This window comes from Kitasatospora sp. NPDC050463 (genome assembly GCF_040655255.1).
Classification (GTDB): Bacteria; Actinomycetota; Actinomycetes; order Streptomycetales; family Streptomycetaceae; genus Kitasatospora.
In genome coordinates this window covers 1-12,139 of the sequence record NZ_JBFAJO010000027.1, presented here as the reverse complement: position 1 = coordinate 12,139, position 12,139 = coordinate 1, and the positions used below count along the sequence as shown (strand labels likewise).

Annotated in this window: 8 protein-coding genes and 1 pseudogene; 6 read left to right on the top strand and 3 right to left on the bottom strand. The window is 76.2% G+C overall.

What is annotated here, in order from left to right:
• Nucleotides 1-243 precede the first annotated feature (243 nt).
• From AB0J08_RS18735 to AB0J08_RS18715, 5 genes are all read left to right on the top strand, one after another.
• On the top strand, nt 244-1,065 hold the full coding sequence (locus AB0J08_RS18735) for an alpha/beta hydrolase (RefSeq protein WP_360634787.1): 822 nt from the start codon (nt 244-246) through the stop codon (nt 1,063-1,065).
• 263 nt (nt 1,066-1,328) lie between these two features.
• Nucleotides 1,329-4,055, top strand: coding sequence for a BREX system ATP-binding domain-containing protein (locus AB0J08_RS18730; protein WP_360634784.1), 2,727 nt, complete (start codon nt 1,329-1,331; stop codon nt 4,053-4,055).
• 197 nt (nt 4,056-4,252) lie between these two features.
• On the top strand, nt 4,253-5,218 hold the full coding sequence (locus AB0J08_RS18725) for a helix-turn-helix domain-containing protein (protein WP_360634781.1): 966 nt from the start codon (nt 4,253-4,255) through the stop codon (nt 5,216-5,218).
• A 313-nt stretch (nt 5,219-5,531) separates the two neighbouring features.
• Nucleotides 5,532-6,500: an alpha/beta hydrolase gene (locus AB0J08_RS18720; RefSeq protein WP_360634778.1), complete on the top strand. Its 969-nt coding sequence runs from the start codon at nt 5,532-5,534 to the stop codon at nt 6,498-6,500.
• A 336-nt stretch (nt 6,501-6,836) separates the two neighbouring features.
• Entirely contained in the window at nt 6,837-7,739 is a 903-nt protein-coding gene (locus AB0J08_RS18715; RefSeq protein WP_360634775.1) for a helix-turn-helix domain-containing protein, read from the top strand.
• Between the two features lie 152 nt (nt 7,740-7,891).
• On the opposite strand, the gene AB0J08_RS18710 is transcribed toward AB0J08_RS18715, so the two are convergent.
• The gene (locus tag AB0J08_RS18710; RefSeq protein WP_360634772.1) at nt 7,892-8,503 is read right to left on the bottom strand and encodes a CGNR zinc finger domain-containing protein; all 612 of its coding nucleotides are present in this window, start codon (nt 8,501-8,503) and stop codon (nt 7,892-7,894) included.
• Between the two features lie 104 nt (nt 8,504-8,607).
• Between AB0J08_RS18710 and AB0J08_RS18705 the strand changes: the two genes are divergently transcribed.
• Nucleotides 8,608-9,456, top strand: a complete 849-nt coding sequence (locus AB0J08_RS18705; protein WP_360634769.1) for an SDR family NAD(P)-dependent oxidoreductase — start codon at nt 8,608-8,610, stop codon at nt 9,454-9,456.
• Nucleotides 9,457-9,694: 238 nt separating this feature from the next.
• On the opposite strand, the gene AB0J08_RS18700 is transcribed toward AB0J08_RS18705, so the two are convergent.
• Complete coding sequence (locus tag AB0J08_RS18700; RefSeq protein WP_360635028.1) at nt 9,695-10,645, bottom strand: hypothetical protein; 951 nt, start codon at nt 10,643-10,645, stop codon at nt 9,695-9,697.
• A gap of 1,190 nt (nt 10,646-11,835) precedes the next feature.
• Nucleotides 11,836-11,988: pseudogene (locus AB0J08_RS18695) on the bottom strand (helix-turn-helix transcriptional regulator); the annotation flags it as partial.
• Between the last annotated feature and the right edge of the window lie 151 nt (nt 11,989-12,139).

The window sequence follows — 12,139 nt, the reverse complement described above, 5'->3', positions numbered from 1 at the left end:
CCGGGCCGGCGCGACGGTGCGCCCGTGAGCAAGGCCCGTGCAGGGAGAGAGCAGCGGCCGTCCCGGAGCCGTACTAGCGTCGGTCGTGTTCCGCACGGCAGCCGGGAGCCCCCGCCCCGTCCGCCTCGCCGGACCGGCCGTCGGCCCCGCCGGCGGCCCGCCGGCACCACCCGCCCGAGAACCAGCGCTCCCCCCGGCCGGGCACCTCCGCCCGGCCGCGACACCGACACCGAAAGGCGTCTCATGCCCACCATCACGCTCTCCGACGGCTCGCAGAAGTTCTACAAGGACTGGGGCACCGGCCGCCCCGTCGTCCTCTCGCACGGCTGGCCGCTGAACGCCGACGCCTGGGACAGCCTCGCCGTCGCCGTCGCCGAGGCCGGCTACCGGGTCGTCGCCCACGACCGGCGCGGCCACGGCCGGTCCGAGCAGACCTGGGACGGCAACCACATGGACCAGTACGCGGACGACCTGGCCGAGCTGCTGGAGCAGCTCGACCTCACCGACGCCGTCCTGGTCGGCCACTCCACCGGCGGCGGCGAGGTCGCCCGCTACCTCGGCCGCCACGGCAGCGACCGGGTGCGCAAGGCCGTCCTGCTCGGCGCCGTGCCGCCGCTGATGCTCCGGACCGAGGCCAACCCCGAGGGCACCCCGATCGAGGCCTTCGACGGCATCCGGGCCGGCGTCGCGGCCGACCGCTCGCAGTTCTACTACGACCTCAGCGAGGCCTTCTTCGGCTTCAACCGGCCGGGCGCCGAGGTCTCCGAGGGCAAGCGCCGCGAGTTCTGGCTGCAGGGCATGCAGGCCGGCCTGAAGGGCGCCCTCGACTGCATCGAGGCGTTCTCCGAGACCGACTTCACCGAGGACCTCAAGAAGATCGACATCCCGGTCCTGGTCGCCCACGGCGACGACGACCAGATCGTCCCGATCGCGGCCTCCGCCGAGAAGGCCGTGAAGCTGCTCTCCCAGGGCGTCCTCAAGGTCTACCCGGGCGCCCCGCACGGCCTGGTCGGCGCGTACGAGGCCGCGTTCACCAAGGACCTGCTGGAGTTCGTCGGCGCCTGACCCCGCGGCTCCCCGCGACCCCGCTCACCTGCACGGCAGTCACTTCGTACCCCGAGGGCCCCGCACCTGCGCCGACGCGCGGACGCGGGGCCCGACGGGCGTTCCCGGCCCGGCACGCACACGCCCGGCAGGCGGTTAGCCTTGACCCTGCCCGGCGACGGGTCGCCGCCCGGCGACCCCGGCCCGCCGGGTCTCGCGCGCCAGCGCGGGCGGAACGAACTGCCGACCCCCGCCGGGCGGGTCGCCGGCCCGGGGGAGCGACGGTGCAGGAGGTGCGCGGCCGGCTCCTGGTCGGCCGCCGACGGGAGACGGACCTGCTGGACGCGGCCCTCGCCCGGGCCGCGGGCGGCGCGGGCGGCTCGGCCCTGCTGGTGCGGGGCGAGCCCGGCGTCGGCAAGAGCACGCTGCTGGAGTGGGCGGCCCGCGAGGCGCGCGAGCGCGGATTCACCGTCCTGCGCGCGGTCGGCGCCGAAGCGGAGACGGACTTCGCGTTCGGCGCGCTCCACCAGGCGCTCTGGCCGCTGCTCGGCGGCTCCCGCGCGCTCTCCGCCCACCAGCGGGAGGCCCTCGAAAGCGCCCTGGGCGTCCGGGCCGGCACGGCGCCGTCCGGGTTCGCGGTCGGCGCCGCCACCCTGGCCCTGCTCGCCGAGGCCTCGCAGCGCGGCCCGCTGCTGCTGGTCCTGGACGACCTGCCCTGGATCGACTCCTCCAGCGCCACCGTGTTCGCCTTCGTCCGCCGGCGCTGCGCCGAGCTGCCGGTGGTGATTGTCGGCGCGAGCCGGCCGGGCGGCCCGGTGGCCCAGGCGTGGTCGGCCGAGCCCATCGAGGTGCGGGCGCTCTCCGAGCCGGACGCCGCCCTGCTGCTGCACCGCAGTTACCCGCAGCTCGCGGAGACCACCGCCCGCCGGGTCCTGCGGGAGGCGGCCGGCAATCCACTCGCCCTGGTCGAGCTGCCGCGCCAGCTGGCCGCCGACCAGCAGCGGGGCGTCGGCCAGCTGCCCGACCGCCTCCCGCTCGGGCGCCGGCTGGAGCAGCTGTTCGCCGGGCGGCTGGCGGCGATCACCCCGGCGGCCGGACACCTGCTGCTGCTGGCGGCCCTGGCCGCCGGGCCGGACTCCTCGGGTGGGGGCTGGCTGCGGGCCGTCGCGGGCGAGGACGCCGAGGATGCCCTGGCCCAGATCGAGGACGGCGGCCTGGCCGGGTTCGACCCGGCCGGGCGGCTGGTCTTCCGCCACCCCCTGGTGCGCACCGCCGTGATCTCGGCGGCCTCCCCGGTCGCCCTGCGCGAGGCCCACCGCGTGCTCGCCCGGTGTCTCGCGCCGCAGGACCCGCAGCGGCTGATCCACGAGGCGTCGGCGGCGCTGCTCCCGGACGAGGACCTGGCCCGCCGCCTCCAGGAGGCCGGCAGCCGGCTGGCCCGCCGGGGCGGCGACGCGGAGGGCGCGCTGCTGCTGGACCGCGCCGCCGCGCTCAGCGCCGACCCGGACGAAGGCACCCGCCGGCTCACCTGGGCGGCCGTGATGGCGGCCCGCGGCGGGCAGTTGCGACACACCGCGGCCCTGGTGGAGGAGTTGCGGAGCCGGCCGGTGCCGCCCGACATCGCCCCGTTGTTCGCCTACGCGGTCGTGTACGTCGACCAGAGCCACCGGATCGACTTCGAGTCCGCCTCCGCACTGCTGCCCGCGGCCCTCGACGCACTGACCGCGCCCGGCGCCGAGCCCTTCGACGGCCTCGCCGAGCAGGTCTTCTTCAAACTGCTGCTCACCGCGACCTACACCGACGATCCCAGGGCCTGGCAGGCGCTGGACCGGCACCACGCGCACGTCTCGGAGCCCGCCCGGCTCTGCCACCGGGCCTGGCTCGACCCGGCCCGGACCGCCGCCGGCGTGGCCGGGGAGCTGAGCGCGGTCGTCGACCGGATGAGCGAGGAACAGGAGGCCGGGGCGGCCTGGCTGCTGCTCTGGACGGCCTCGGCGGTCGAGGTGGCCGACGGCGACCTCTGGCGGCGCTTCACCGGCCTGCACGGCTACGCCACCCAGGGCTCCGTCGCGAAGGCCAAGTGCTACCAGGACTTCCTGCGCGGCCGCTGGGACCTCGCCGCCGTGTGCCTGCGCGAGGCCGAGGCCGCGGAGGAACTCGGCTACCACTGCAACGCGCTGATGTTCCGCTTCTACCACGCCCACTTCCTCGCCGGCCGCGGCGACGAGGCGGGGCTGCGGGAGACGGCGGGGCTGATCCGGCCGGTCGCCGCGCGCGCCGGGATGCGCCTGGTGCTGGACCGGCTGACCCACCTGCAGGGCCTGGCCGCCCTGGCGCACGGGCGGTACGAGGACGCGTACACGCACTTCACCGGGCTGGCCCCGGCCGGGCGGCTGCCCAGCGGCCTGCGCTGGTTCCACCAGCTCGCCTTCGACCTGGTCGAGGCCGCCGTGCACACCGGCCGGCGCGCCGAAGCCCGCGCCCACCTCGCCACCGGCCCCGCCCAGCGGCCCGGCGAGATCTCCGGCCACCACGCCTTCCTGTTCGCCGCGGCCGCCGCCCTGGCGGCCGAGGACGACGCGGCCGACGACGCCTACCGCGCCGCGTACGCCGTCCCGGGCGCCGACCAGTGGGTCTTCGAACTGGCCCGGCTGCGGCTGGCCCACGGCTCGTGGCTGCGCCGCCGCCACCGGGCCGACGCCCGGGACGTGCTCCGCACGGCGCACCAGGCCTTCCGACGGCTCCAGGCCGAGCCGTGGGCCCGGCGCTGCGAGGAGGAACTGCGCGCCGCGGGCGGCCCGCTCGCCCCGGAGCCGCACCGGGTGCCCGACGCACTGACCGGGCAGGAGCTGCGGATCGCCAGGCTCGCCGCGACCGGCCTGAGCAACAAGGAGATCGGTCACCGGCTCGGACTCTCGCACCGCACCGTGGCGGCCCACCTGTACAAGGTCTTCCCCAAACTCGGGATCGCCTCGCGGGCGGCGCTCGCCCGTGCCCTGGAGGGCCACTGAGGCTGCGGTCTCCTCCCGCCGGGCTCCTCCCGTCCCGCGCCCGCTGTAACGGCCGCGCACTCCTCCTGTCCTCACCGTGCACGGCCGCCGCCGTCAGGCGCAGCGACAGTCAGATGACCTAGGCAACCGTCCGCTCCCCGGACCAGGCTGGTCGTGCGGGGCTTCGGCCGTGAACGCCGAGAGAAGGGGACAGCCAGGTGAACCTGCAGGTCACGACCGCCGCGGTGCCGGACGGGGAGAAGGCGGTGCACTGGGGCAGGGCGGTCTCCCACGCCCTGGCGCCGGTGGAGGTGGTGCCGCTCGCCGACGGCCCGTTCGACGGCCGCCTGGAGTCGCACCGGCTGGGCTGCCTGCGGGTGTCCACGCTGGAGGCGGACGCGACGCGGGTCTCCCGGACACCGGGCCTGATCGCCCGCTCGCCCGGGGCGGAGGCCCAGGTGGCGGTGGGCGTCCAGGTGTCCGGCCGCGCGGTGCTGACCCAGGACGGCCGCCGGGCCGAGCTCGCGGCCGGCGACCTCGTGCTGTACGACACCGCACGGCCCTACTCGGTCGACTATCCGCAGCGCTTCCGCTCCCACGTGTTCCACCTGCCGCACCGGCTGCTCGGCGTACCGGAGGCCGAGATCCGCCGGGTGACCGGGCGGGCCGTCAGCTCACAGGAGAGCCTCGGGGCCGTGCTGCGCCCCTTCCTCGACACCCTCGCCGATGCCGCGCCCAGCTACCCGTCGGCCGTCGGTGACCTCCTGGCCGGCAGCGTCGCCGACCTCTTCCTCACCCTCGTCGCCGAGCTCGCGGGCCGGCCGGCCGCCGAGCCCGACGTCGCGAACCTCCACCTCGTCCGGCTGGTCCGCACCCACATCGACCGCCACCTCGGTGACCCCGGGTTGACCCCGCAGAGCATCGCCGACGCCCACCACATCTCGGTGCGCTACCTGCACCGGCTCTTCGAGAAGGAAGGGGTGACGGTGAGCCGGCTGATCCAGCGGCGCCGGCTGGAGGAGTGCGCCCGGGAACTCGGGCGGCGCAGCCGCAGCGCGCCGACGGTCTCGGCGGTCGCCCAGCGCTGGGGGTTCGTCAACCCCGCGCACTTCAGCCGGGCCTTCCGGGCCGCGTACGGGACGTCCCCGCGCGAATGGCGGCTGCGGCGCGCCGACGGGGCCTGACGGGCTGCCGGGGCCGCCGGGGGGTGTGCATGAGGGGCGTGCGCGTCGGGACGGCCGTGCGCGGAGGGGCATGTTCCTGTTCACTCTCGGCACCGTTCGCGGGCCGACCGCCGCCTAGCGTGGCGAGGTGCCGTCCGGGCCGCTCCGGCCCCGGGCCGGGCACGACCTCCGGGCACGGTGGCAGTCCCCCCGGCTCGCCGCCGTGCCCGGAACCGCCGCGGCGGCCACCACACGCCGCGGCGCCGGACGCGAGGGCGAGGCGACGACCACCCGCGAAGCCGGCCCGGCCGGCCGCTACGCCAGGAGCGCACCCGTGTCCGACAGCACCACCCCCGACGGCCGGAACCCGATCCTGGACCACGACCTCCAGGACTTCCTGACCGCCCGCGCCCGCAGGCCGGACGGGTCCGCGCCGCTGGACCTCTCCTTCCTGGCCGGCCCGCACCCGTCGGACGGTCACCAGGACACGGTCGTCGCCCGGCTGGCCCTGCCGACCCCGGCCGGCCGGGTCCGGATCCAGGTGGTCCGCCCGGTCGACGCCGCCCGGCCGACCCCGGTCGTGCTCTTCCTGCACGGCCTCGGCTGGGCGCTGGGGGACGCCGACGGCTACCGCCACCTGCTGCGCGAGTTCGCCGTGGGCGCCGACGCCGCCGTGGTCCTCGTCGACTACGGGCGCCCGCCCGCCGAGAGGTTCCCGGTCGCCGTCGAGCAGAGCTACGCCGTGGCCTGCTGGATCGCCGCGCACGGCCACGAGATCGGGCTCGACGGCAGCCGGATCGCCGCCGCCGGCGACTCCGCCGGCGCCAACCTGGTCGCGGCCCTGACCCTGCTGCTGCGCCGGCGCGGTGGGGCCCGGCTGCTCCACCAGGTGCTGCTCTGCCCGGTGACCGACGCGGACTTCGACACCCCGTCCTACCGCGCCTTCGCCGAGGGGTACTTCCTCCACCGGGCGGACATGCGCCGCTTCTGGGACGCCTACCTGCCCGACCCGGCCGACCGCGCGCAGGCCACCGCGGCCCCGCTCCGCGCCGGCCTGGAGGAGCTCGCGGGCCTGCCACCGGCCCTGGTGATCACCGCGGAGGCCGACGTCCTGCGGGACGAGGGCGAGGCCTACGCGGCCCGGCTGCGCCGGGCCGGAGTCCCCGTGGTGGCCACCCGCTACCAGGGCGTCGTGCACGGCTTCGTGCTGCTCGACTCGCACTGCCGCACCGACTCGGCCCGCTCCGCCCTCATCCAGGCCGTGGACACCCTGCACATCGCCTTGCACCGCCACTCCTGGTAGGCGGCCGCCCCGCCGCCGTAGTCACCCGGTGGCCCGTCGGTACGCGCCGGCGGTCCGGGCCGCGCCCCCGCCCGTCCGCACGGTCGACGAGTCCCCGCACCGACCGGAGCGCGGAGCCCGGCACGCCCGTCCCGACCCTCGCCGACGAGGCCGACACCGGGCCTCCTCGGCCGACCGGCGCCGGCAGGGCGCAGTTCCTCCTGCTGTTCTTCCTGGTCCTGCACCGCCCGAGCGGCTGGGATGGGAGGGCGGGGCGCGTCGCCCGCGCCCCTTCCCTCACCCCGTGTCAGCACCCGGCCGCCCGGGCCCACCCGGGCGGCCGTCGCAGGAGTACCGATGTCAGTCCTCACCCCCGCCCCGCCCCGGAGCGTCCCCGTCCCCGCGAGCATCGCCGGCCACCGGCTCGGCCCGCTGCGGGTCTCCTCGATCGTGGCCGACCCGTGGCCGGCCGCGCACGGCCGCAGCGTGGTGCTGTGCGGCCGGGAGGACCACATCACCCTCGTCCTGCCGCAGCACGGCACGGCCGCGCTGCTGCTGGACGGCCACCGGCTGCCGCTGCGGCCGGGCACGTTCGCGGTCGCCCGGGCCGGCCGCCCGGTCGTCCTGGAGGTGTCGGAGGCCTTCTCCGGTACGGTGTTCCACTGGCCCCGGTCGGCTGCCGGTCTGACCGAGGAGGACCTGCTGGAGCTGTCCGGCGCGGCGTTCGAGACGGACACCGGGACGGCCGCACTGGTGGCCGCCTACCTGGGTCGCCTCGCCCGTCCGGTGGTCTCGCTGGACCCGCAGCTGGCCGGCCGGCTCGCCACCACGGCCCTGGACCTGCTCACCGTCCTCGCCCACGAGCACCGCCGGCGCGCGGCCCGTGCGGTGCCCGAGGAGCTCCGCACCACGATCGCCAGGACGAAGGAGTACATCCTGCGGCGGCTGGGGGAGCCCGGTCTCACCCCGGAGACGATCGCGGCCGCCCACCACTTCTCGGTGCGCTACCTCCACAAGCTCTTCCAGCACGAGGGCGTCACCGTGGGCCGCTGGATCCAGCGCCGGCGCCTGGAGATGTGCCGGCGCGACCTGGCCCGCCCGTCGGCCCGCCCCGCCACGGTGGCGACCGTCGCCGGGCGCTGGGGGTTCGTCAGCACCAGCCACTTCAGCCGGGTCTTCCGCGCCGCCTACGGGGTCACCCCGCGCGAGTGGCAGGCGGGCACCCGGGAGGACGTCACCTGCTCGGCCCTCCCGGCCTGACCCGCGGCCGGACGGGGCGGTACGGCCGCAGTACCGTCCCGATCGGACAGCGCTGGATCAGAGCGGCGCCTCACCACGACCGGGCTCCGGCGTCGCTCGTCGACCGCCTCCAGGAGTACGTACTTCGCCCGCGTGCCCCGTGGAGCGCGGCCTCACGTCTCGGGCGGTGCCTCGCCCTCCTGGCGCTGCCGCCGGCGGTAGTTGCGCATGGACACCTGGGAGCCGCAGCCGGTACTGCAGTAGAGCCCTGCCCCGTTGCGGGTGCGGTCGAAGAAACCGAAATGGCACGGGGGGTTGCGGCACGCCTTGATGCGCCCCCAGTCGCCGGTCTGCGCGAAGGTCGTCACCGCGGCCAGTACGGTCCCGAACACACGCGGCACCCCTGCCTGCGGCGACGCCAGCTCGACGCCACCGGCCGTGACCACCGTCGCCAGCGGGTAGAGCGCACCCGCGCGCCGCAGATGCCGCTCGGCGTCCCGTAGCGGCTCGCCCAGGCTCTCCTCGTCACCCGAGTGTGCGAGCAGCAGGGTCACCAGGGCGTCGCGCAGCTCGCGCGCGGCCGCGGCGTCGGCGTCGGTCGCCACGGTCTCGCCGCCGAACTCGTCGTGCTCCGCGAGCCACGCCGCGAACGAGTCCCCGTTCCCGAAGAGCTCACGCCGGCCGGCCCCGTCCGCGCGCGTGTTCACGAACGCGAGCACGGTCTCCACCGTCGGCATGACGGTGCGCTGGCTGGGTTTCGCGGATCCGGCCGCAGCACTGCTCATCGCCCCATCCTACAGCAGCAAGAACAGGTGCTAAGCCGTCTAACGGGCAACGCGTGGCACCAGCTCGCTTGACGCGTTATGAGCTATCGGCTTACGGTCGCAACATGAACGGAACTTCGAACCAGCAGACCGCCCCCCGCACATGGCTCATCACCGGCGCGACGTCCGGCATCGGCCGCGAACTGACCCGCCAGGCACTGGAGAACGGCGATGCCGTCTCGGCGCTCGCCCGCGACACCGCCTCCCTGGACGAACTCACCGAAGCGCACGGCGACCGCCTGCTCCTCGTCCCCGCGGACGTGCGTGACGAGCAGGCCGTCCAGGAAGCGGTGAGGCGCACGCTCGCGCGGTTCGGCCGCATCGACGTGGTGGCCAACAACGCCGGCTACGGACTCTTCGGAGCCGTCGAGGAAGCCTCCGACACGCAGGCCCGCGCCGTGTTCGACACCAACGTCTTCGGAGTGCTCAACGTGCTCCGCGCGACGCTGCCGGTACTCCGCGCCCAGCGATCCGGACACATCCTCCAGGGCTCGTCGCTCTACGGGCAGTCCGCCCACCCCGGCGTGGGACTGCTGGCCGCCACCAAGTACGCGGTCGAGGGACTGTCGGACGCCCTGGTGGCCGAGGTCGCACCGCTCGGCATCAAGGTCACGATCATCCAGCCGGGGCTGACCGCCACCCCCTTCCTGACCAACCTCGACGTCGCGGCCGGCCTCGACGACTACGACCAGACCGTCCGCGAGGTCCAGAAGGGCATCGGAGAACTGCCCGCATCCGCGTTCTCCTCCGCAGCCCGGATCGCCGAAGGCATCCGAACCGCGGTCGACGACCCCAACCCCCCGCTGCGCCTGGCTCTCGGCACCTCCAGCGCCACCGGCATGCGCACCGCCCTGGAGGCCCGCACCGCAGACCTGGACGACTGGAATCGCGTCACCGACGCCGTCGACAGGTAGTCGCACGTCCCGCAGGGGCCTCGGCGCTGACGGCCGAGGTTCGGGGCCGGTGAGACGACTTCGGTCATCGTGGGTGACGTCCACGAGACGACGGTGGCCCGGACCGCTGAGCGGTCCGGGCCACCGTCTGCCCTGGCGAGCGGGTGCGGAGGACACGAGATTCGACCTCGTGAGAGTCACCCCCACCGTCTCCTTCGAGTGAGCGCCCGGCCCGCCGTGCCCGGCCCCGGAGCAGAGGTCAGTCCGTCGTGGCCGTCAGGGTGGCTTCCAGTCGGGTGGCCTCGGCCAACCGGGCCGGGTCGGCGGCGGATTCGGCGAAGGATCTGGCCTCGCGGGCGGCGGTGAGGGCGCGGGAGCGGTGGCCGAGTTCGGCCAGGGCGTGTGCCTGGCCGAGGGCGGCGATGGCCTGGAGGAGGGGGACGGCGACGCGGGCGCCCACGGCGCGGGCTTCGGTGTAGGTGCGCTCGGCCTCCTGCGCGCGGCCGAGGGCCAGCAGGGTCTCGCCCTTCTGGGTCAGGGCGTTGGTGCGCGTGAAGTCGCCGATGTGCGCGGCGGGGGCGGTGGCGGGGTCGGCGAGCAGGGCGAGGATGGTGTCGGTGGTGGCCACCGCGTCGGCGTGGCTGCCGGTGGCGGCCTGGGCTGCGGCCAGGGCGAGCAGGGCCTGGGGGCGGCCCTCGCGGTCGCCCGCCGCCGCGAAGAGCTCGGCCGACCGCCTGGCGCGGGGGACCGCCCCGGCGGGTTCGCCCAGCCGGATGGCGGCGGCCGCGGCGTAGAAGTGCGCCCACGCCTCCTGGGTGGCATCCCCGCCGCGGCGGGCGAGTTCGGCCGCCTGCTCCGCGATGGCGGACGACTCGCGGGGCTGGTGCGAGCAGTAATGAACCGCCCAGGCCAGGTAGTTGGCGTGAGTGGCCGCGAGGACGTCGTCGCCCAGCGCGTGCGCCGCCGTACGGGACAGCCCGAAGACGGTGGGCCAGTGGCCCCAGTTGGTCCAGCGGTCGGAGAACCAGTGCATGGACTCCGCGGTCCGCACCACCTCGTCGTGGCGGCCGGCCGCGGCCGCGACGCGCAGTGCGGCCAGCCAGTTGGCGCTCTCGGCCTGCAGCCAGGCCTGCGCGGCCCGCGCCGCGCCGAGCCGAGCCCCGCCGTCACCGTCGCCCCGTCGTCCGGCGGCGGGCCGGGCTGGAACCACTGCCCGGCCGCCGCCGCCGTGTCCAGCAGCCAGCGGTGCAGCGCCGCCTCGGCGGCGGCGCGCTCCTGCGGGGTCTCCTCCTCCTGGAGCCGCTCGCGCGCGTAGAGCCGCAGCAGGTCGTGGAAGAGCAGCCGGTCGCCGGCGGTGTGGCCGAGCAGGCCCAGGTCGAGGAGTTCGTCGAGCATCTCCTCGACCAGGTCTGGCCGCAGGCCGGTGAGAGCCGCGCCCGCCCCCGTGTCGAAGTCCGCGCCCGGGACGAGCGCCAGCCGGCGGAAGAGGCGGCGTACCGGCTCGGAGAGCTGTTCGTAGGAGAGCCGGAACGCCGAGCGGATGCGCAGATCCCCGGCGGTCAGGCGTTGCAGGCGCAGATCCTCGTCCCCGAGCCGTTCGGCGAGGCCGTCCGCGCTCCACGCGGGCCGGCTGAGCAGCCGGTTCCCGGCGATGCGCAGCGCCAGCGGCAGGTGCCCGCAGAGCTCGGCGATCCGAGCGAAGGCGGCCGGGTCCGACCCGCCTGCGCCGCCGTCCGCCGGCTCGTCGTCGCGCTGGGCGAGGATCGCGCCGAGCAGCGCGGTGGCGGCGTCCACGGGCAGCGGCGCCAGGACCAGCCGCCGGGCGTGTTCGATCCCGGCGAGCGTGCGGCGGCTGGTCACCCAGAGCCGGCCCGCGCCCGGTCCCGGGAGCAGCGCGCGCACCTGGGCCTCGTGCGCGGCGTTGTCCAGGACGACGAGGGCCTGCCGCTCCCGCATCAGCCGGCGGTAGAGCCCGCGGCGCTCGTCGGTCTCGCCCGGCAGGTCCCGCTCGCGGACGCCCAGCGCCCGCAGCAGGCGGCCCAGGGCGTCGTGCGGGGCGACGGGCTCGGCGTCCAGGCCGCGCAGGTCGACGAAGAAGCAGCCGTCCGCGAACCGGTCGGCCAGCCGCGCCCCGGCGTGCACGACGAGTGCGGTCTTGCCCAGTCCGGGCGCGCCGGAGACGATCGAGACCGGCGGACGGCCGAGGGCGCCGGCGGTCCGGGCGAGCCAGCCGGTCTCGGTCTCGCGGCCGGTGAAGTCGGGTACTGCGGGCGGCAGATCACAGAGGCCGGGCGTATCGGTGGCCGAATGCCGCCGCCGGCCCGCGCGGGCGGCGCCCAGCAGCGCCTCGGTGTCGGCCGGGCCGAGCCCGAGGGCGCTGGCGAGGGCCTGGACGGTACGGGCCTGCGGGCCGCGGCTGTGGCCGCGCTCCATGTCGCCGATGGCGCGGGCGCTGACGCCCGAACCCTCCGCCAGCTCCTCCAGGGTCAACCCGGCGTCGTGGCGGTGCGTGCGCAGCAGCGGCCCCAGGGCCGGAACGTCCGGCTGGCTCATCTGACCCCCTGATAGGTGAGGGTCCATCCTACCGGTCGACGGCTCTGACCTGCGACGACCTGCGGTTTCCGGCCACCGGGCAGGCGCCGCCCCACCCGGTCGCCACCCCGGCGCACCCGGTGCCGCCGGGGCCGGGTGCGCCGGGGCCGGG